Source organism: Streptomyces sp. NPDC104814 (assembly GCF_055583185.1).
The window spans coordinates 236,443-256,221 of the sequence record NZ_JBVJOL010000011.1 but is presented as its reverse complement, the minus strand read 5'-3'; the positions used below and the strand labels follow the sequence as shown (position 1 = coordinate 256,221).

Genomic DNA, 19,779 nt, shown 5'->3' with positions numbered 1-19,779 from the left:
TGTGAATCCGTGCGGCCCAGGCTGTTTCACGTGAAACGACGGGTCTTCCGGTGACGTGAGCGGCCTGCCGCCGCAACCCTCAGTCCTCCTCCGGCACAGCCACCGCCCGGCTGACCGTGATCACCCGGTCGCCCGCGCGCAGTTCGGCCAGCCGGGGGTCGGTGTAGTCCAGCAGTTGCTTGCCACGGACGACCGCCACCACGAGGTCGGCGCAGGCGCGCGGCGTCTTGCCGACCTCGTCCGCGGTCACCGGCCGCTCGGCGAGGTCCAGCCCGCTGCCCAGGGTCATCAGGTCCTCGAGTGTCCGGGCCACCGACGGGCTCACCATGGACACCCCGAGCAGGCGCCCGGCCGAGCTGGACGTGGTGATCACCGTGTCGGCCCCCGACTGCTTGAGCAGCGGCGCGTTCTCGTCCTCCCGTACCGCGGCGACGATGGTGGCGCGCCGGTTGAGCTGGCGGGCGGTGAGGGTGACGAGGGTGGCGGTGTCGTCGCGCTGCGGGGCGACGATGACCCGGCCTGCCCGCTGCACCTCCGCCTTCAGCAGCGTCTCGGACCGGGTGGCGTCACCGGTGACGGAGACCAGCCCGTCGTCGGAGGCCGTGTTCGCCACCCTGCGCTGGGCGTCCACGACGACGATCCGGTCCTTGGGGATGCCCTGCCCGACGAGCGTCTGCACGGCGTGGCGGCCCTTCGTGCCGTATCCGATGACCACCACGTGGTCGCGGATGCGGGCACGCCAGCGGTGGATGCGGACCTGCTGACGGGTGCGCTCGGTGAGGACCTCCAGGGTGGTGCCGACCAGGATGATCAGGAACAGCACACGCAGGGGCGTGATCACGAGGATGTTCACGAGCCGGGCGGTGTCGCCGACCGGGGTGATGTCGCCGTAGCCGGTCGTGGAGAGGGTGACGGTGGCGTAGTAGGCCGCGTCCAGCAGGTCCACGGAGTTGTCCGCGCTGTCGCGGTAGCCGTCGTGATCGACGTAGACGATCAGCGTGGTGACGACGAGCACCAGCAGGCCCAAGGCGAGGCGGCGCAGGACCTGTTGCAGCGGAGGCGTGGCCGTCTGGGTCGGCATCGCGATGGTCCGGCCGGCCTCGGCGTCGTCGCGGGCCTCGGTCCGGGTGCGGTACCAGACGGACCGCAGCAGCGACGACGTCCGCGCCCCCCGCCTCGGTCGGTGCTCGGCCTTCATCGTGTGCCCCCTGACATGCGTGTGCCCCCTGCCTCGTTGATCCGTTCGGACGGCACCATGGTTACGGACGGGACCGTGCCCGTCAGGATCCAACACGAACCGGGAGGGCCCATCGTGCGCGACCACACCGTTGTCGTCGGGTTCGGCACCAAGGGACGGTCCGCGATCCGGACCGTGTGCGCGACGGGGCTGAAGAAGGAGCGGGTCGTCGTGATCGACCCGTCGGCGAAGGTCGTCGAGGCCGCGACCGCCGAGGGCTACACGGGTGTCGTCGGTGACGGCACCCGCAGTGACGTGCTGCGCCGGGCGGAGGTGCAGCGGGCGGGCCGGATCATCATCGCCACCCAGCGCGACGACACAGCCGTCCTGGTGGCGCTGACGGCCCGCCAGCTCAATGCGGAGGCGACGATCGTGGCCGCGGTGCGCGAGGAGGAGAACGCGCCGCTGCTGAAGCAGTCGGGCGCCGACGAGGTCATCACGAGCGCGGGCGCGGCGGGCCGGCTGCTGGGTCTGTCCGTCCTCAGCCCTTCGGCGGGGCTGGTCATGGAGGACCTCATCCAGCAGGGCAGCGGGCTCGACCTGGTGGAGCGCCCGGTCACCAAGGCCGAGGCGGGCCGCAGTCCGCGCGCCACGGCGGACCTGGTGGTGAGCGTCGTCCGCGGGCACCGGGTGCTCGGCTACGACGATCCGGCCGTCGGCGTCCTGCAGTTGACGGACCGGGTCATCACCATCGTGCGGGTCCCGGAGCCGGCGGAGGGCCCCGGCCCGGCCCGCGCCTGAGCCCGCCGGTACACCGGAAGCCCGTGCCTGAGCCCTCCGGCACGCCAGGTGTCCCGTGGGGGACGGCGTCGCCCGCATGCATGAGGGCGCAGGAGTAGCGTCGCCCTCATGCATGCGATCACGATTCCCGAACCTGGTGGTCCCGAGGCACTGGTGTGGGACGAGGTCCCCGATCCGGTGCCCGGTGAGGGCGAGGTGCTGGTCGAGGTGGTGGCCAGCGCCGTCAACCGGGCCGACATCCTGCAGCGGCAGGGCTTCTACGAACCGCCGCCGGGCGCGTCCTCGTACCCCGGCCTGGAGTGCTCCGGGCGGATCGCCGCCGTCGGCCGGGGTGTGTCCGGCTGGAGCGTCGGCGACGAGGTCTGTGCGCTGCTGTCGGGCGGTGGCTACGCCGAGAAGGTCGCCGTGCCGGCCGGGCAGCTGCTGCCGGTGCCGCAGGGCCTGGACCTCCGGCAGGCCGCGGCGCTGCCCGAGGTGGTCTGCACGGTCTGGTCGAACGTCTTCATGGTGGCCCATCTGCGTCCCGGCGAGACGCTGCTGGTGCACGGCGGCTCCAGCGGTATCGGCACGATGGCGATCCAGCTCGCCAAGGCGGTCGGTGCGAAGGTCGCGGTGACGGCGGGCACCAAGGAGAAGCTGGAGTACTGCGCCGAGCTGGGCGCGGACATCCTCGTCAACTACCGCGAGCAGGACTTCGTCGAGGAGGTGCGGCGGGCCACCGACGGGGCCGGCGCCGACGTCATCCTCGACAACATGGGCGCCAAGTACCTCGACCGCAACGTCCGGGCGCTCGCCGTCAACGGGCGGCTGGCGATCATCGGGATGCAGGGTGGCGTCAAGGGCGAGCTGAACATCGGCGCCCTGCTGAGCAAGCGCGGTGCGATCAGCGCGACCTCGCTGCGGGCCCGGCCGCTGGGCGAGAAGGCGGCCATCGTCGCGGCCGTACGCGAGCATGTGTGGCCGCTGCTGGCCGCCGGGCAGGTGCGGCCCGTCGTCGACCGCGAGCTGCCGATGAGCGACGCGGCCGCCGCCCACCGGGTCGTGGAGGACAGCGGGCACATCGGCAAGGTGCTGCTGATCGCGCCCTGAGAACCTCCTAGCTCCCGTCGCCGGGTTCCTCCGCGGACTCGGCGTCGGGGCCCTGGGCGCGGACGCGCTGGACGTGTTCGAGGGAGTCCCGCAGGTCGGTCAGCCAGTCGTCGGTGTGGCGCCGCACCAGCCGTACGCACCAGGCGAGCGCGTCGCTGCGGCTGCGGGCGACGCCGGCGGCGACCAGGGTGTCGAGGACCTGCCGCTCGGGCTGCCGCAGCCGGGTCATCACCGGGGCGGCGACCTGGGTGAACATCACCCGCTCGCCACCGCACTCGACGCCCCACGACACCTTCTTGCGGAACCGGTGCTCGGCCTCGCGGGCCACGCCGATCCGCTCGTCGCGGGTCCGCTCCCGGAACTCCTGCACCCGGCCCTGCACCGCCGCTTCCCGCTCCACGGCCGAGGCGGCGTCGGGCAGCCGGGGCTGCGGTATCTCACCGATGACGGTGATCTCCTCGCGATCGACCGTCACCTCCACCAGCCTGACGAAGAGATCGTCCGGCAACCGGCCGGCGAACCAGCCGCGCAACCGCTCCTGCTGATCCGGTGTAATCATGTAATTCAGATTACTCGCCTATGTCGGCACGACAAGGGGCGGAACCGAAGGATCTAGCGGCCGCCGTTCCAGGGACGCAGGAGCCGGGGCCCGCGGCGCAGTCGCAGGGCCAGCAGGCCGAGCGCCAGCCCCAGCCCGATGAGAACCAGACCGCTGCCGAGCGGCAGGATCCGCAGCACCGGGTCGGCGGGACTCGCGGCCCGCACCGCCGACTGCTGCTCGGGCACCAGTGCGGACGCCGACGGCATGAGCCCGGCCTCCTGTGACGTCTCCTGCGGTACGGCCATGTCGTCGTCGGCGCCCTCGTCCTCCCCTGTCCCGTCGTTCTGTGCGCTGCCGCGCACCGGGTCGTGGCGGCCGGGGCGCTCGCGGCCCTCCCCGGCCCGGCTTCCGGCCCACCGTGTCTCGTCGGGGGAGGCCGACGGGTCGGTGGAGGCGGAGGGGCCGGGCCGGGCGGAGGGGGCGGCGGCGGAATGCGCGGGCCGCTCAGCCGGTGTGGCGGGGTCGGGGCGTGCGGAAGAGGCGGCGTGGTGGGAGGGACGCGACGCAGAGGGGTGCGAGGAGGACGAGTGCGAGGAGGAGTGCGAAGAGGAGGAGTGCGAGGCCGCTGAGTCGTGGGTGTCGTCGTCGGAGGATGCGGCCGACGACGTGCCGGGCGAGCCGTCGCCGCTTTCGGTGTCGCCGATGTCGGCGCCGGAGTCCTCGGAGTCCTGGGAGGCCCGGGAGGGGCCCGTCTCGCGCGAGGGCTCACGCGCGGAGGGGCCGACGAGCGGCGCCGGGGCCGCGAACGAGGGCCCGATCACGAAGAGCGTGTCGGCGGACTCCGGCACGGCCGCCGCGGCGGGTGCGGCCGCCCCGCCTCCCAGGGCGCTCGCCGCGACTCCCGCGAGAACCCCGCACACCCTTGTCGCGCGTGTCGCGCGCCGCCATGGAGTCACGTCGGTGACCCCCTCCCGGGAACAGGCCGCCAAGATCGATGGAACAAGCCTGGCACGGGCGGACAGACCCGGCATTCCGGATTGCCCCGTAGGACGGAAAGGGTGGATCAACCTCCGTGGGGGGCACCACCGTGGTGAGGTACAGGGGTGCGAGAGAATGACGGTATGGAGATGCCGAGGAACGATAGGTCGCCGGAGAACGCCCAGAAGATCCTGGTCGTGGGCCAGGACGGCATGGCGCTCGGCGGTGTCGACTCAGACGACGAGCCCCGCGAGACTCCGGTGACGGAGCAGGTCGAGCAGCCCGCGAAGGTCATGCGCATCGGCAGCATGATCAAGCAGCTGCTCGAGGAGGTACGCGTGGCTCCGCTGGACGAGGCGAGCCGGGCCCGGCTGAAGGAGATCCACGCCAGCTCGGTGAAGGAGCTGGAAGACGGACTGGCCCCGGAGCTGGTGGAGGAACTGGAGCGGCTCTCCCTGCCGTTCACCGACGATGTGACCCCCTCCGACGCGGAACTGCGCATCGCGCAGGCTCAATTGGTCGGCTGGCTGGAGGGGCTCTTCCACGGGATCCAGACGACCCTGTTCGCCCAGCAGATGGCGGCACGGGCCCAGCTGGAGCAGATGCGCCGCGCCCTTCCGCCGGGCGCGATGCACGACGGCCAGGACGACGTACGCGCGGCCGGCCGCACGGGCGGCCCGTACCTGTGAGTGCGACGCGGGCCGGCCGTCACCGTCGGCCGATATGACGAAGGGGGCCCGGCGATCACCGCCGGGCCCCCTTTCGTACGCTCGCGTACTCGGCGCCGTCGTTACGCCGGATTGCCCGTGGAGACGTTCAGCTGGACCTCGACGTCCTTCGGGTCGACGTCGGTGCCGGGCGCGGGGAACTGCAGCATGACCGTGCCGTCACCATAGGTGTTCTCGTCGACCTTCTTGATGTCGAGCTTCCAGCCGGCGGCCTGCGCGCAGGCCCGCACCGAGTCGATGTTCTTGTACCGGAAGTCGGGGAGCTGGATCTTGGTCTCGTCGTTCCACGACTTCTGCGGCTCCGTGCACTCGTCCTTCTTGACCGTGCGCGTGAGGTCCGGACCCAGGTAGCCGGCCGCCTTGGAGGCCGACGCGCTGGGACTGGCGGTCCCGCCGCCCTTGCCCTGGTTGTCGTCCTTGCCCTGGTTGGCCAGCAGGGCGACGAGGAGGCCGCCGACGGCGAGCAGGGCGACGACGACCGATCCGATGATCACCGGCTTGTTGCTCTTGCCGCCTCCGCCCGACGGGACCGTCGTCTGCGGCGTGATGGTGTACGGCGGCGGCGTCGACGCGGCCGGCGGCTGCGCTGCGTACGGCGTCTGGTAGCCGCCCTGCTGCGGGTAGCCGTACGCCGGGGCGGGCGTGGACGGCGTCGGGGTGCCGTACGGGTTCGGGACCGGCGTGGGGTTCTGAGTCGGCTGGTACGGCGTCTGGACGCTGCCGTGCGGGGCCGGCGCGCTCTGGTCGAGCGGCGGGAACACCGCCGAGCCGACGCCGGAGCCGCTCTGCGTCTGGGTGCCGGGGACGATGCTCGGCGCCGCCGCCTGGCAGGACGCCGCCACCCGCAGGCACTCGTCGCGCATGGACTCGGCCGTCGGGAACCGCTCGTTCGGGTTCTTCTTCAGCGCGCGGCTGATCAGCGCGTCCACGGCCGGCGGCAGGGCACGGTTGATCGAGGAGGCCAGCGGCGGCTCCTCCTGCACGTGCGCGTACGCGATCGCGAGCGGCGAATCCGCGTCGAACGGAAGCCGCCCGGTGACCAGCTGGAACAGCATGATGCCGACCGAGTACAGGTCGCTGCGCGCGTCCACGCCGCGGCCGAGTGCCTGCTCGGGCGAGAGGTACTGCGGGGTGCCGACGACCATGCCGGTCTGGGTCATCGAGGTGACACCGGACTGCATCGCGCGCGCGATGCCGAAGTCCATCACCTTGACCACGCCGCGCTTGGTCATCATCACGTTGCCCGGCTTGATGTCGCGGTGGACCAGCCCCATCTCGTGGCTGATCTCCAGCGCGGCGAGCACATCCGCGGTGATCTTCAGCGCTTTGTCGGCGGGCATCGCGCCGAGCTGCCGGATGTCGTCGGCGAGCACCGAGCCGAGCGGGCGGCCCTCGACGTACTCCATGACGATGTACGGCATCGTCGCGCCGCCCAGGTCGTCCTCGCCGGTGTCGAAGACCGAGACGATGTTGGTGTGCGTGAGCTTCGCCACGGCCTGGGCCTCACGGCGGAAGCGCTCACGGAAGGCCTGTTCGCGACCCAGCTCGGTGTGCAGTGTCTTGATCGCGACCTGGCGGTCGAGCACGGCGTCGTAGGCCAGGTGCACCGAGGCCATGCCGCCCTCGCCGAGCAGATCGCGCAGCTGGTACCGGCCGTTCGCGAGCGCCTGCCCCGCATAGCGCCCCTGTGCGCCGTCCTGGCTCATCTCGCGTCCCCCACAGCCCTTTCGGCGCCGACGATCTCGGATGTTCGTTGATCCACTGTGCTATTCCCGGCCAAGTCTGCCCGAGGGCACTGACACGTCAAGCTCGGTGCCCGTTCCGTGACCGTACGCGAAAGAAGCGTCGCGGAAGCGTTACAGGCGTCGTACGGCCGGTACACAGAATTTGCACGAGCGGACGGATGCGGGGTTTGATGGCCGGTCCGTCCCGTACCGGTCAGCCCTCCCATCCGGGACCGGCGCCTTGCGCCGAGGCTGTAGCGTGGCCGACGGAGACCGTAACAACACCGCGCGCATCGCGGGCAGAAACGACGGCGAGGACTGATGGCACAGCAGCAGCGCGCTCAGGGCCCGTCCGACCCCGAGGCGACTGGCGGCGGTATGTCGGACGCGCCGGAGAACTGGGGCAACGGCGGGCTTGTCGGCGACGGCCGGTACCGGCTCACGCACCGGCTCGGCCGGGGCGGCATGGCCGAGGTGTTCGCGGCCGAGGACGTACGGCTCGGCCGCACCGTCGCGGTCAAGTTGCTGCGCGCCGACCTGGCCGAGGACCCGGTGTCCAAGGCCCGCTTCACGCGTGAGGCACAGTCGGTGGCCGGCCTCAACCACCACGCCATCGTCGCCGTGTACGACTCCGGCGAGGACGTCGTCGGCGGCCAGAGCGTGCCGTACATCGTGATGGAGCTGGTCGAGGGGCGGACGATCCGCGACCTGCTGCTCAACGCCGAGGCGCCGGGCCCCGAGCAGGCCCTCATCATCGTCTCCGGGGTGCTGGAGGCGCTGGCCTACTCGCACCAGCACGGCATCGTGCACCGCGACATCAAGCCGGCCAACGTCATCATCACCGACAACGGTGCCGTGAAGGTGATGGACTTCGGCATCGCCCGGGCCCTGCACGGCGCGTCGACGACGATGACGCAGACCGGCATGGTGATGGGCACCCCGCAGTACCTCTCGCCCGAGCAGGCGCTCGGCAAGGCCGTCGACCACCGCTCCGACCTGTACGCGGTGGGCTGCCTGCTGTACGAACTGCTCTCGCTGCGGCCGCCGTTCACCGGCGAGACCCCGCTGTCGGTGGTCTACCAGCACGTGCAGGACATTCCCACGCCGCCGTCCGAGGCGTCCGACGGCTGCCCGCCGGAGCTGGACGGCCTGGTGATGCGGTCGCTGGCCAAGGAGCCCGACGACCGCTTCCAGACGGCCGAGGAGATGCGCGGGCTGGTCCAGTACGCGCTGCAGATGCTGTACGACCAGGGCGGCCACACCGGCACCTGGAACACCGGCCCGGTGGCCGTGCACGACGGCCGGCACACCCCGGCCGGCGGCTTCGCGCACACGGCCGTCATGGCGCACCCCGGCGACCACGGCCCCGGTACCGCGCAGATCCCGCAGCCGATCCTGCCCAACGGGTACGGCAACGGCGACGACGGCGGTTTCGAGGGACACGGCAACAAGGGCAGCGGGCGCGGCAAGCTGTGGGTCCTCGCGGTGCTCGCGGTGATCGCGATCGCGGCGGGGGTGGCGCTGGCCGTCAAGGGCACCGACACCAAGGGCGGCAACCCGGACACCACCCCGTCGCCGAGCGTCTCGCGGTCCCAGGCGCAGGAGAGCCCGAGCCCCTCGCCGAGCGACGAGACGACCGACGACGGCTCGGGCGGGACGTCGAACGACAACAACGGGTCGGGCGGCGGTTCGTGGAACCAGCCGTCGTACACCCCGTCGTACACGCCGTCGCATCAGAACTCCAACCCGCCCTCCGACGAGCCGACCGACACCGGCACGCAGTCCTCGAACCCGACGGCCGGCGGCACCAGCAACGGCGGCACCACGGACGGCGGCACCACCGACGGCGGCACGACGGACGGCGGAAGTACGACGGACGGCGGGACGACGAACAACGGCGGCACCACCGACGGCGGCACGACGACCGGCAGTGGCACGACGACCGGCAGCGGTACGACGACGGGTGTCACCGTCGGAGGCAGCGGCACCACCCCCTGACCCCCCGTCCGCTCTTCCCCACGCGCGCGTGATGCCCCTCGGGGCGCCACGCGCGCGTGCTGTGTATGCGGGACGGCGGCTGCTCACCGCGTGAACGCGTCGCACACCGCCTCGTAGCGCCGCGTCCACCACACCACGAGCGCGGACGCCGCCGGGAACTGCGGGTCCGCGCGCCGGTCGTCGCGCTCGTAGTGCCAGCGCAGCATCCAGAAGTCGTTCAGCCGCTCCCACCACACCCGGTGCACGGCCGCGGCGAGCTCGCAGGGTGTGGCCCCGGCGGCGCGCCGGTACGCGCGTGCGTAGGCGCGCACCTTGGACAGATCGAGGGTGCCCCCCGGCTGCACGAAGAAGATCACGGCGGCGCGTACGGCCTCCTCGGCGCGCGGCTGTACGCCGAGGCGGTCCCAGTCGACGATCGCGGCGGGCGCCTCGTCGCGGTAGAGCAGGTTGAACGGGTGGAAGTCGCCGTGCACCCAGCCCACCGGACCGCCGGGGGGAGGACGCCGGCCGGCGTGGCGTCGCAGCAGCTCGCGGCGTTCCAGCAGGCGGTGGCGGGCCAGCTCGTCGAAGGAGTCGGCGGGGCGGTGGCGGCGTACGCGCGCGAGGAGCTCGTCGATGAGCGTGAAGGTGGCCGCCGGGTCGGCGCTCTCCACGGGGTGGGGGCTCGCCGAGGGACGGGTGCGCCCCTTGGGGGGCATGACGCGCTCCAGGCAGGCGTGCACGGCACCCAGCAGGGCGCCCAGGCGCGCCGATTCGCTCCGGGTGAGCTGGCCGCCGTGGCGGTGGCGGCCGTCGATCCAGGGATGCAGGGCGTAGGCGTGCCCGCCGATCACCGCAACGGTCCGGCCGTCGCGGCCGGCCAGCGGCGGGACCACCGGGACGCCGAGGTCGGCCAAGCGCTGGGTGGCGCGGTGCCGGCGCTCGATGGCGGCCGGATCGGCGGTGTCGGGGTCGGAGTGGTGCTTGAGGAAGTAGCGCCCGCGGGTGGTGCACAGGTGGTAGCCGCGGTTCAGCAGGCCCTCGGCGACCGGCTCGCAGGCGAGCGCGGAGCCGGCGGCGTAGCGGCTCAACAGGGCGCGTAACGGGGGCGCTGGGGGTGCGGGGGGTGGTACACACGGGCGCGGCACGCGCCTGATGCTAGGGCAGGAACGGAGCCTGTGAGCTGGGCGTTGTCACACACAGTCATTTCCGGTCGCAGGGTGTACCGGAAATGATCCGGTGGAGTGAGGGCGGTGGGGCTGAAAGGTGTCACCGCATCGAAAAGGGCGTAAGGACACCACCGGCCCGGAATAAGTTGCGCATAAATCAATCGGGCGGTCGTCGGCCGCGCTTCCGCCGCGGCCGAATGCGGCGCGTCGACCGGCGCCACGCGCCGGGTTGCCGTCACCCGCAGGCTCTTCCCGAGCCCGGGGTGGCCGGGATAACGTGCCCCCTGTTCCGGCCCCCTGCACGGCCGTGACCAGCGGCATCCCCGAAAGCCCGGCGAAGTACTCGGATCTCCTATCAAAAATACTTGGAAATCCGAGTAAATACGCAGGTCAGGAGGGGTTTCACAGAAATGTGGAGCACTGGGTAACGTGATTGTTGCAGGGCGCTCGCCGGGGCACCTGTCACGCCTGTTCCCGGCCGAGTGGCACCCACCCCGTGCCCAGTGGTCGGATCAGGTGAGCCTCCCCCGAGCTCTATCGAGCAAAGGGGGGACCCCCAGGCCCACTGGCAACCCCGGGGCCGGACCGACGGAGGAGCACACGTGACCGTGGAGAGCACTGCCCCGCGCAAGCCGCGACGCAGCGCCGCAAGCAAGACCGGGACCGACGGCAGCACGACGGCCGGAACGACCGGCGGCAAGACGGCCGGTACCACCGGTACCAAGCGCGCCACCCGCACCACCCGCGCCGCGAAGAGCACCGAGCCCGAACTCGTACAGCTGCTCACCCCCGAGGGCAAGCGGGTCAAGAACGCCGAGTACGACGCCTACGTCGCCGGCATCACCCCCGAGGAGCTGCGCGGTCTCTACCGCGACATGGTGCTCACCCGCCGCTTCGACGCCGAGGCCACCTCCCTGCAGCGCCAGGGCGAGCTGGGCCTGTGGGCCTCGCTGCTCGGCCAGGAGGCCGCCCAGATCGGCTCCGGCCGCGCCACCCGCGAGGACGACTACGTCTTCCCGACCTACCGCGAGCACGGCGTCGCCTGGTGCCGCGGCGTCGACCCGACCAACCTGCTCGGCATGTTCCGCGGGGTGAACAACGGCGGCTGGGACCCCAACGGCAACAACTTCCACCTCTACACGATCGTCATCGGCTCCCAGGCGCTGCACGCCACCGGCTACGCCATGGGCATCGCCAAGGACGGCGCCGACAGCGCGGTCATCGCGTACTTCGGCGACGGCGCCTCCAGCCAGGGCGACGTGAGCGAGGCGTTCAACTTCGCCGCCGTCTACAACGCGCCGGTCGTGTTCTTCTGCCAGAACAACCAGTGGGCGATCTCCGAGTCCAACGAGAAGCAGACCCGCGTGCCGCTCTACCAGCGCGCCCAGGGCTTCGGCTTCCCGGGCGTGCGCGTCGACGGCAACGACGTGCTGGCCTCCCTCGCCGTCACCCGGTGGGCGCTGGAGCGCGCCCGGCGCGGCGAGGGCCCCGCGCTGATCGAGGCGTGGACCTACCGCATGGGCGCCCACACCACCTCCGACGACCCCACCCGCTACCGCGGTGACGAGGAGCGGCTCGCCTGGGAGGCCAAGGACCCGATCCTGCGCCTTCGCCGCTACCTGGAGGCCTCAAACCACGCGGACGAGGGATTCTTCGCGGAACTCGAGGCCGAGAGCGAAGCGTTGGGCAAACGAGTGCGCGAAGCGGTCCGCGCCATGGTGGACCCGGACCACTTCGCCATCTTCGAGAACGTGTACGCGGACGGGCACGCGCTCGTCGACGAGGAACGCGCCCAGTTCGCCGCCTACCAGGCGTCGTTCACGGACGCAGAGGGGGTCTGACATGGCAGCGGAGAAGATGGCCCTGGCCAAGGCGATCACCGAGTCGCTGCGCCGCGCCCTGGAAGCCGACCCCAAGGTCCTCATCATGGGTGAGGACGTCGGCAAGCTCGGCGGCGTGTTCCGCGTGACGGACGGCCTGCAGAAGGACTTCGGCGACGACCGTGTCATCGACACCCCGCTCGCCGAGTCCGGCATCGTCGGCACCGCCATCGGCCTGGCCCTGCGCGGCTACCGCCCGGTCGTGGAGATCCAGTTCGACGGCTTCGTGTTCCCGGCGTACGACCAGATCGTCACCCAGCTCGCCAAGATGCACGCCCGCTCGCTGGGCAAGGTGAAGCTCCCGGTCGTCATCCGTATCCCCTACGGCGGCGGCATCGGCGCGGTGGAGCACCACTCCGAGTCCCCCGAGGCGCTCTTCGCGCACGTGGCGGGCCTGAAGGTGGTCTCCCCGTCCAACGCCTCCGACGCGTACTGGATGATGCAGCAGGCCATCCAGAGCGACGACCCGGTGATCTTCTTCGAGCCCAAGCGGCGCTACTGGGACAAGGGCGAGGTCAACACCGAGTCGATCCCCGGCCCGCTGCACAAGGCCCAGGTGGTCCGCGCGGGCACCGACCTGACCCTCGCCGCGTACGGCCCGATGGTGAAGCTCTGCCAGGAGGTCGCCGACGCGGCCGCCGAGGAGGGCCGCAACCTGGAGGTCATCGACCTGCGCTCGGTCTCCCCGCTGGACTTCGACACCATCCAGGCCTCGGTCGAGAAGACCCGCCGCCTGGTCGTCGTCCACGAGGCGCCGGTGTTCTTCGGTTCCGGCGCGGAGATCGCCGCCCGGATCACGGAGCGCTGCTTCTACCACCTGGAGGCGCCGGTGCTGCGCGTGGGCGGTTACCACGCCCCGTACCCGCCGGCCCGCCTGGAGGAGGAGTATCTGCCGGACCTGGACCGGGTGCTCGACGCCGTCGACCGTGCCCTGGCGTACTGAGGAGAGGGTCGTGACGACGATGACTGAAGGGTCCGTACGCGAGTTCAAGATGCCCGACGTGGGCGAGGGACTCACCGAGGCCGAGATCCTCAAGTGGTACGTCCAGCCGGGCGACACGGTCACCGACGGCCAGGTGGTGTGCGAGGTCGAGACCGCCAAGGCGGCCGTCGAACTGCCCATCCCCTACGACGGCGTGGTCAGCGAGCTGCGCTTCCCCGAGGGCACCACGGTCGACGTGGGCACGGCGATCATCACCGTCGCCGTGGGCGGCGGCGCACCGGCCGAGCCGGCGGCGCAGCCGGAGGCCCCGCAGGCCGAGGCTCCGCAGGCTGAAGCTTCGCAGGCCGCCGAGTCCGTCGGCTCGGGCCGCCAGCCGGTCCTGGTCGGCTACGGCGTGGCGACCTCGTCCACCAAGCGCCGCCCGCGCAAGGCACCGGCCACCGCCCAGGAGCCCGCCGCGGCGGCGATCCAGGCGGAGCTGAACGGCCACGGCCGCACGGACGCCGCCCCCGCGGAGGCCGTGGACCGGCCGCGCCCGCTGGCCAAGCCGCCGGTGCGCAAGCTGGCCAAGGACCTCGGCGTCGACCTCGCGACGGTCACCCCGAGCGGCCCGGACGGGGTCATCACCCGCGAGGACGTCCACGCGGCGGCGGCCCCGCAGCAGGTCACGGAGCCGGCCACGGAACCGGCGCCCGTGCCCAAGGCGGCCGCCCCGGCGGCCCCGGTGTCGTACGACAGCGGCCGCGAGACCCGCATCCCCATCAAGGGCGTCCGTAAGGCGACGGCCGCGGCGATGGTCGGCTCGGCGTTCACGGCGCCGCACGTCACGGAGTTCGTGACGATCGACGTGACCCGCACCATGAAGCTGGTCGAGGAGCTCAAGCAGGACAAGGAGTTCGCCGGCCGCCGCGTGAACCCCCTCCTGCTGATCGCCAAGGCACTGCTGATCGCCATCCGCCGCAACCCGGACATCAACGCGTCCTGGGACGAGGCGGCCCAGGAGATCGTGGTCAAGCACTACGTCAACCTCGGCATCGCGGCGGCCACCCCGCGCGGCCTGATCGTCCCCAACATCAAGGACGCCCACGCCAAGACGCTGCCGGAGCTGTCCGACGCGCTGTCCGACCTGGTGTCGACGGCCCGCGAGGGCAAGACGTCCCCGGCGGCGATGCAGGGCGGCACGGTGACGATCACCAACGTCGGCGTCTTCGGAGTCGACACCGGCACGCCGATCCTCAACCCCGGCGAGTCGGCGATCCTCGCGGTCGGGGCGATCAAGCTCCAGCCGTGGGTCCACAAGGGCAAGGTCAAGCCGCGCCAGGTCACCACGCTGGCCCTCAGCTTCGACCACCGCCTGGTCGACGGCGAGCTGGGCTCCAAGGTCCTGGCCGACGTGGCCGCGATCCTGGAACAGCCGAAGCGATTGATCACCTGGGCGTGACGTTCGCCTCCGACCGGTAAGGCCGGGGTACGAGGTGGGGCGGCCGCAACTTCGTCTTGCGGCCGCCCCACCTCCTTTCAGCCCCGGTTGAGCACGTACACCCGCCGCCAGGGCGGCCTGCGAGAGATGACATTCAGGTCCCGCCGCCACTCCCTACCTGCGGCAACACTGAGACTATGACGTCCAGTCAGTGTCTCGGAGACGGCTGCGGCGAACGCCAACTGTCGTTCCGGAAGATGGTGTTGACAGCGCGACGGGCCCGTCGCTGGGTGCGGCGGGCCCGTCGGGTGTGCGATGTCGGTGCGTGTCAGGCCTTCGAGAAGCCGTAGTTCAGGAGCTTCGTGGCGTCCTGGGCGCGGACCGAGGCGTTCGTCGAGGACAGGACCGTGCCGATGACGGTCTTGCCGCCGCGGGTCGCGGCGAAGACCAGGCAGTAGCCGGCCTCCTGGCCCGAACCGGTCTTGACGCCGATGGTGCCGCTGTAGCTGCTCAGCAGCGTGTTGGTGTTGGTCCAGGCGCCCATCGTGCGGGTGCTGCCCGTCTTGGTGATGGTCTTCGCGGTGTACGACTTCGTCTTCACGATCGCGCGGAAGTTGGCGTTCTTCATCGCGCTGCTGGCGATCTTCGTGAGGTCGCGCGGCGTCGAGTAGTTGGAGCCGTTGCCGATGCCGTCGAAGGAATCGAAGTGGGTGTTCTTCAGGCCCAGCTTCTTGACGTCGGCGTTCATCTTGCCGATGAAGGACTTCACGCGCGCGTCGCGGGTGGTGCCGGTGCCGAACTTGTCGGCCAGCGCGTAGGCGGCGTCGCAGCCGGAGGGCAGCATCAGCCCGTAGAGCAGCTGGCGGACGGTGACCTTGTCGCCGACGATCAGGTGGGCCTGCGAGGCGTTCTTGGAGACGACGTAGTCGCTGTACGCCTTCTGGATGGTGACCTTGGTGTCCAGGTTGAGGTTCGGCTGCGAGAGCACGACCTTCGCGGTCATGATCTTCGTGGTCGAGCCGGTGGAACGCCGGGTGTCCGCCGCCTTGTTGTACAGGTCCTTGCCGGTGCCGTTGTTCATCACGTAGCCGCCCTTGGCCACGATGGACGGCGCGGTGACGGCCTGTGCGGGGACCGCGGTGAGGGCGCCGGTGGTGAGCAGGGCGCCGGCGGTGACGGTGACCGCGGCGGCGCGACGGAGCCGGTTGCCCTTGATGCCGGAAATGGCGGTAATCAACTGATGTACCCCGATTATGTGTGAATGCCCCTTGGGGAGCGGCCTGTTGAGGGGGAAAGCAGATGAGGCCGCACCGGTATGACGCGTACCTGGCGCACATGGTTGTACGCGTTCCGGGGGCAGTTCGGTGCATCACCCTCCCGGGGGCGAGTGCGGGGCGAGTGCGGGGCGAGTGCGAGTGCGGGGGCGGGCGCGGGGACAGGGCGCCCGTCCGGATGCTGGAACAGGCTGCCGCTTGCGTACGTGATGTATCTATCCTGTGGGCATGCCAACCGCCCCCTCCGCACCCGTGAAGCAACCACCCGCCGCCGACCGCGTCTACGCCCACGTCAAGCAGGGCGTCCTGGACCGCCGCTACGAAGGCGGCACCCTCCTCACCGAGGGGGAACTCGCCGAGGCCGTCGGAGTCTCCCGCACCCCCGTGCGCGAGGCGCTGCTGCGGCTGGAGGTGGAGGGGCTGATCCGGCTCTACCCCAAGAAGGGAGCCCTCGTCCTGCCGGTCTCCGCCCAGGAGATCGCCGACGTCGTCGAGACGCGGCTGCTGGTCGAGGAGCACGCGGCCCGCAAGGCCGTGCCCGCCCCGCCGGGGCTCATCGAGCGGCTCGAGCAGCTGCTCGCGAAGCAGAAGGCGCAGGCCGCCGCCGGTGACTTCGCCGCCGCGGCCGTCACCGACCGCTGCTTCCACGCCGAGATCGTGCGCAGCGGCGGCAACGAGATCCTCTCGCGCCTGTACGACCAGCTGCGCGACCGGCAGCTGCGGATGGGCGTGGCCGTGATGCACTCGCACCCCGACCGGATCGCCAAGACCCTCGCCGAACACGAGGAGATCCTCACGGCCCTGCGCTCCGGCGACGCGGAGCAGGCCGTGGGCGTCGTCCACCGGCACGTGGGCTGGTTCTCCCACCTGGCCCGGGGTGAGGTCCGATGAGCTCCCCGTCCTCCTCCACCGTCCTGCCGGGCGACCCGCCGGGCGGACGGCGCGCGATCGCCGTCTGGTCGATCGGCGTCGCCGTCTACTTCGTCGCCGTCATCTTCCGTACGTCCCTGGGGGTGGCCGGCCTCGACGCCGTCGAGCGCTTCCACGTGGGCGCGTCCGCGCTGTCCACCTTCTCCATCCTCCAGCTGCTCGTCTACGCCGGCATGCAGATACCCGTCGGCCTGCTTGTCGACCGGCTCGGCACGAAGAAGGTGCTGGGACTCGGCGTCGTGCTGTTCACGATCGGTCAGCTCGGCTTCGCCTTCCTGCCGTCGTACGGCATGGCGCTCGCCTCGCGGGCGCTGCTGGGCTGCGGCGACGCGATGACGTTCATCAGCGTGCTGCGGCTCGGCGGACGCTGGTTCCCTGCCCGGCGCGGGCCGCTGGTCGCACAGCTCGCCGGGCTCGTGGGCATGGCCGGCAACCTCGTCTCCACGCTCGTCCTGGCGCGGCTGCTGCACGGCATCGGCTGGAGCGCCGCGTTCGGCGGCAGCGCGATCGCCGGTGTCCTCGTGTTCGTCCTGCTGCTGCTCTTCCTGAAGGACCACCCGGACGGGTTCGAGCCGGAGCCGCCCGCCCACCAGGGCGCGGCCTATGTGCGCCGGCAGATCGCCGCGTCCTGGCGGGAGCCGGGGACCCGGCTGGGGCTGTGGGTGCATTTCACGACGCAGTTCCCGGCGATGGTGTTCCTGCTGCTGTGGGGGCTGCCGTTCCTCGTCGAGGACCAGGGGCTCAGCCGCGCCACGGCCGGTGAACTGCTCACCCTCGTCGTGCTGTCCAACATGGTCATCGGCCTGGTCTACGGCCAGATCGTGGCCCGCCACCACGAGGCGCGGCTGCCGCTGGCACTGGGCACGGTCGGGACGACGGCACTGGTGTGGGCGGCCACGCTCGCCTACCCCGGTGCGCACGCCCCGATGTGGCTGCTGATCGTGCTGTGCGCGGTGCTCGGGGCGTGCGGGCCGGCGTCGATGATCGGCTTCGACTTCGCCCGGCCCGCGAACCCGCCGGAGCGGCAGGGCACGGCGTCCGGCATCACGAACATGGGCGGTTTCGTGGCCTCCATGACGACGCTGTTCGCGGTGGGAGTGCTGCTGGACGCCACCGGGGACGACTACACCGTGGCGTTCTCGGCCGTGTTCGTGCTCCAGGCGCTCGGTGTCTCGCAGATCCTGCGGCTGCGCAGGCGGGCGGCGCGCAGGGAGCGGGAGCGGCTGGTGGCGAGCCGGGTGGAGACCGTGCACGTGCCGGCGTGACGGCCCGCCCCACTGCTCACGCGTCACCGGGGCACGGCCGGCCTGCCGTTAGGGCGTCACCGCGAAGGTGCGCAGGATCGCCGCCGCCAGATCGAGGTCGCCCTCCGTCTTGATGCGGTCCGCCACCGACTCCGGGCTGACCCGGCCGCAGGCCACGCGGACGTAGGTCTCCCAGTCGAGCGTGAGGGTGGCGGCGGGGCCGAGGGCGGGGGTGCTCTCCAGGGTGCCGCGGCCCTGGATGTCGACGCGGATCGTGCGCAGGAACTCGACCGGGCCGTGCACGTCGAAGACGACCGCCGAGCTGCGCGGGGCCTGGGCGCGCTCGGCGACGACCTGCGGCAGTGCTTCCAGCAGCACGTCCCGGGCGATGTACGCGCCCGGGGAGTCCAGGCTGCCGGGGCGGCCGAGGGCCGTGCGCAGGTCCTGTTCGTGCACCCACACGTCGAAGGCGTGCCGCCGCATCGACTCCTCCAGCGTGAGCTCGGCGCCGAGGGGGCCGCGCACCTTGGTGCCGGGGTCGCGGGAGTCGTTGCGCAGCTGGCGGTTGCGCCGGATGACCGTGTACTCCAGCTCGGACGTCATCTCCGGCGCCGTGTGGTGGCGGCGGACGTCGACCTGCATCTCCATGTAGCGCTGGTGGTCGTTGGTGACGTGGAACAGGTCGCGCGGCAGCGTGTGGATGGGGCGCGGGTCGCCGAGCATCTCGCAGTCCAGGCCGATGACGTGCGACACGATGTCGCGCACCGACCAGCCAGGGCAGGGGGTACGACGGTTCCAGTCGGCGTCCGCCAGCGGCTGCACCAGCTCGGATATCGCCTCGATGGAGTGGGTCCAGGCATCGGCGTAGGGCTGGAGAGTGGGATGCAGACTCACGGAAACGGGACCCCTCGGCGGTCGGTACACGGGCAGGTGGTGGCGGCGGTGCCAGTGGGAGGCGGCTGCACTCGGCGGTGTCTGGAATGGCTAAGTTACGCTGCTCCGAGGCACCCCGGCAGTGCTTTCTCGTGACGATCGTAGGCCGTGTGGCCGCCCGCGTGGGCGGCCCGTTTGCCAGGACGGTGGTAGTGTGCGCGCCTCTTTGATCCAGATCGCCGTGAACGAGGGCGAATCGGTGGCGGACCGGCGGCTGCGGGCCGCCTCCCTGGTACGGGAGCAGGCCGGTTCCGCGGACCTCGTCGTCCTGCCGGAGCTGTGGACGTGCGGGGCCTTCGCCTACGAGGAGTTCGGCACCGAGGCCGAGCCGCTGCGGGGCCCGACCTTCGAGGCGATGGCCAAGGCAGCGAGCGACGCGGGCGTGTGGCTGCACGCCGGCTCCATCCCCGAGCGCGACCCCGACGGCCCCCTCTACAACACCTCCCTCGTCTTCTCACCCTCCGGTGACCTCGCCGCCGCCTACCGCAAGATCCACCGCTTCGGCTTCGACAAGGGCGAGGCGGTGCTCATGGGCGCGGGACGTGACCTGGTGACGGTGCGTCTGCCGTGGACGACGCTGGGCGTGGCGACCTGTTACGACCTCCGTTTCCCCGAACTCTTCCGCGGTCTCGTCGACGCGGGCGCCGAGACGCTGGTGATCCCGGCGGGCTGGCCGGAGCGCCGCCGGGCGCACTGGACGCTGCTGGCTCAGGCGCGGGCGGTGGAGAACCAGGCGTTCGTGCTCGCCTGTGGAACGGCCGGGACGCATGCGGGAGTTCCGCAGGCGGGTCACTCGATCGTGGTCGATCCCTGGGGGGAGGTCCTCGCCGAGGCGGGCGCCGGGGAGGAGATCCTCACGGTGGAGTTCGACCCGGCGAAGGTCGCCACGACCCGTGAGCAGTTCCCGGCGCTGAAGGACCGGGTGCTGGGCCTGGAGCCGCCACGCCGCTAGCCACGGGCGCGCGTGCGGC

16 protein-coding genes and 1 pseudogene are annotated in these 19,779 nt (G+C 71.5%); 10 read left to right on the top strand and 7 right to left on the bottom strand.

Annotated features, from left to right (window positions below):
• Nucleotides 1-79: 79 nt before the first annotated feature.
• Entirely contained in the window at nt 80-1,198 is a 1,119-nt protein-coding gene (locus ACZ64A_RS31140) for a potassium channel family protein (protein ID WP_469815122.1), read from the bottom strand.
• A gap of 114 nt (nt 1,199-1,312) precedes the next feature.
• Here ACZ64A_RS31140 and ACZ64A_RS31135 point away from each other — a divergent pair.
• A pseudogene (locus ACZ64A_RS31135) lies at nt 1,313-1,978 on the top strand (potassium channel family protein); the annotation flags it as partial.
• Between the two features lie 108 nt (nt 1,979-2,086).
• Nucleotides 2,087-3,067 (top strand): NAD(P)H-quinone oxidoreductase, encoded by a 981-nt coding sequence (locus ACZ64A_RS31130; RefSeq protein ID WP_469815120.1) that lies wholly within the window; start codon nt 2,087-2,089, stop codon nt 3,065-3,067.
• A gap of 7 nt (nt 3,068-3,074) precedes the next feature.
• Here the strand turns inward: ACZ64A_RS31130 and ACZ64A_RS31125 are convergent, their stop codons facing one another.
• Complete coding sequence (locus tag ACZ64A_RS31125) at nt 3,075-3,626, bottom strand: hypothetical protein (protein ID WP_469815119.1); 552 nt, start codon at nt 3,624-3,626, stop codon at nt 3,075-3,077.
• Between the two features lie 53 nt (nt 3,627-3,679).
• A complete protein-coding gene (locus tag ACZ64A_RS31120) occupies nt 3,680-4,528 on the bottom strand; it encodes a hypothetical protein (protein WP_469815118.1) in 849 nt (282 codons plus the stop codon).
• A 201-nt stretch (nt 4,529-4,729) separates the two neighbouring features.
• On the opposite strand from ACZ64A_RS31120, the gene ACZ64A_RS31115 reads away from it, so the two are divergent.
• Nucleotides 4,730-5,275 (top strand): bacterial proteasome activator family protein, encoded by a 546-nt coding sequence (locus tag ACZ64A_RS31115; protein WP_469815117.1) that lies wholly within the window; start codon nt 4,730-4,732, stop codon nt 5,273-5,275.
• A 101-nt stretch (nt 5,276-5,376) separates the two neighbouring features.
• Here the strand turns inward: ACZ64A_RS31115 and ACZ64A_RS31110 are convergent, their stop codons facing one another.
• The gene (locus ACZ64A_RS31110) at nt 5,377-7,020 is read right to left on the bottom strand and encodes a protein kinase domain-containing protein (protein WP_469815116.1); all 1,644 of its coding nucleotides are present in this window, start codon (nt 7,018-7,020) and stop codon (nt 5,377-5,379) included.
• Nucleotides 7,021-7,359: 339 nt separating this feature from the next.
• On the opposite strand from ACZ64A_RS31110, the gene ACZ64A_RS31105 reads away from it, so the two are divergent.
• Nucleotides 7,360-9,036, top strand: coding sequence for a protein kinase domain-containing protein (locus ACZ64A_RS31105; protein WP_469815115.1), 1,677 nt, complete (start codon nt 7,360-7,362; stop codon nt 9,034-9,036).
• An 83-nt stretch (nt 9,037-9,119) separates the two neighbouring features.
• Here ACZ64A_RS31105 and ACZ64A_RS31100 read toward each other — a convergent pair whose 3' ends face one another.
• Nucleotides 9,120-10,163, bottom strand: coding sequence for a phosphotransferase (locus tag ACZ64A_RS31100; RefSeq protein ID WP_469815113.1), 1,044 nt, complete (start codon nt 10,161-10,163; stop codon nt 9,120-9,122).
• A gap of 623 nt (nt 10,164-10,786) precedes the next feature.
• Here ACZ64A_RS31100 and pdhA point away from each other — a divergent pair.
• From pdhA to ACZ64A_RS31085, 3 genes are read left to right on the top strand one after another with little or no spacing between them, the layout of a single operon-like run.
• Nucleotides 10,787-12,025 (top strand): pyruvate dehydrogenase (acetyl-transferring) E1 component subunit alpha, encoded by a 1,239-nt coding sequence (gene pdhA / locus ACZ64A_RS31095; RefSeq protein ID WP_469815112.1) that lies wholly within the window; start codon nt 10,787-10,789, stop codon nt 12,023-12,025.
• Nucleotides 12,026-12,041: 16 nt separating this feature from the next.
• Nucleotides 12,042-13,007 carry an alpha-ketoacid dehydrogenase subunit beta gene (locus tag ACZ64A_RS31090; RefSeq protein ID WP_469815145.1) on the top strand — a complete coding sequence of 322 codons (966 nt, stop codon included), beginning with the start codon at nt 12,042-12,044 and terminating at the stop codon, nt 13,005-13,007.
• A 10-nt stretch (nt 13,008-13,017) separates the two neighbouring features.
• The gene (locus ACZ64A_RS31085; RefSeq protein WP_469815110.1) at nt 13,018-14,448 is read left to right on the top strand and encodes a dihydrolipoamide acetyltransferase family protein; all 1,431 of its coding nucleotides are present in this window, start codon (nt 13,018-13,020) and stop codon (nt 14,446-14,448) included.
• Between the two features lie 307 nt (nt 14,449-14,755).
• Here the strand turns inward: ACZ64A_RS31085 and ACZ64A_RS31080 are convergent, their stop codons facing one another.
• A complete protein-coding gene (locus tag ACZ64A_RS31080) occupies nt 14,756-15,664 on the bottom strand; it encodes a D-alanyl-D-alanine carboxypeptidase family protein (protein WP_469815108.1) in 909 nt (302 codons plus the stop codon).
• Between the two features lie 265 nt (nt 15,665-15,929).
• On the opposite strand from ACZ64A_RS31080, the gene ACZ64A_RS31075 reads away from it, so the two are divergent.
• Both ACZ64A_RS31075 and ACZ64A_RS31070 read left to right on the top strand, forming a co-directional pair.
• Nucleotides 15,930-16,592: a GntR family transcriptional regulator gene (locus ACZ64A_RS31075; protein ID WP_469815106.1), complete on the top strand. Its 663-nt coding sequence runs from the start codon at nt 15,930-15,932 to the stop codon at nt 16,590-16,592.
• Nucleotides 16,589-17,896 carry an MFS transporter gene (locus ACZ64A_RS31070; RefSeq protein ID WP_469815105.1) on the top strand — a complete coding sequence of 436 codons (1,308 nt, stop codon included), beginning with the start codon at nt 16,589-16,591 and terminating at the stop codon, nt 17,894-17,896. Before ACZ64A_RS31075 ends, ACZ64A_RS31070 begins: the two co-directional genes overlap by 4 nt.
• A 48-nt stretch (nt 17,897-17,944) precedes the next feature.
• Here the strand turns inward: ACZ64A_RS31070 and ACZ64A_RS31065 are convergent, their stop codons facing one another.
• On the bottom strand, nt 17,945-18,769 hold the full coding sequence (locus ACZ64A_RS31065) for a maleylpyruvate isomerase family mycothiol-dependent enzyme (protein ID WP_469815104.1): 825 nt from the start codon (nt 18,767-18,769) through the stop codon (nt 17,945-17,947).
• A 193-nt stretch (nt 18,770-18,962) separates the two neighbouring features.
• Between ACZ64A_RS31065 and ACZ64A_RS31060 the strand changes: the two genes are divergently transcribed.
• Nucleotides 18,963-19,760 carry a carbon-nitrogen family hydrolase gene (locus tag ACZ64A_RS31060; RefSeq protein WP_469815103.1) on the top strand — a complete coding sequence of 266 codons (798 nt, stop codon included), beginning with the start codon at nt 18,963-18,965 and terminating at the stop codon, nt 19,758-19,760.
• Nucleotides 19,761-19,779 lie beyond the last annotated feature (19 nt).

What these genes read in the sequence shown, in the direction of transcription:
- ACZ64A_RS31140 (WP_469815122.1), bottom strand. Translation starts at nt 1,198, where the DNA reads ATGAAGGCCGAGCACCGACCGAGGCGGGGGGCGCGGACGTCGTCGCTG.
- ACZ64A_RS31130 (WP_469815120.1), top strand. Translation starts at nt 2,087, where the DNA reads ATGCATGCGATCACGATTCCCGAACCTGGTGGTCCCGAGGCACTGGTG.
- ACZ64A_RS31125 (WP_469815119.1), bottom strand. Translation starts at nt 3,626, where the DNA reads ATGATTACACCGGATCAGCAGGAGCGGTTGCGCGGCTGGTTCGCCGGC.
- ACZ64A_RS31115 (WP_469815117.1), top strand. Translation starts at nt 4,730, where the DNA reads ATGGAGATGCCGAGGAACGATAGGTCGCCGGAGAACGCCCAGAAGATC.
- ACZ64A_RS31110 (WP_469815116.1), bottom strand. Translation starts at nt 7,020, where the DNA reads ATGAGCCAGGACGGCGCACAGGGGCGCTATGCGGGGCAGGCGCTCGCG.
- ACZ64A_RS31105 (WP_469815115.1), top strand. Translation starts at nt 7,360, where the DNA reads ATGGCACAGCAGCAGCGCGCTCAGGGCCCGTCCGACCCCGAGGCGACT.
- ACZ64A_RS31090 (WP_469815145.1), top strand. Translation starts at nt 12,042, where the DNA reads ATGGCCCTGGCCAAGGCGATCACCGAGTCGCTGCGCCGCGCCCTGGAA.
- ACZ64A_RS31075 (WP_469815106.1), top strand. Translation starts at nt 15,930, where the DNA reads ATGCCAACCGCCCCCTCCGCACCCGTGAAGCAACCACCCGCCGCCGAC.
- ACZ64A_RS31070 (WP_469815105.1), top strand. Translation starts at nt 16,589, where the DNA reads ATGAGCTCCCCGTCCTCCTCCACCGTCCTGCCGGGCGACCCGCCGGGC.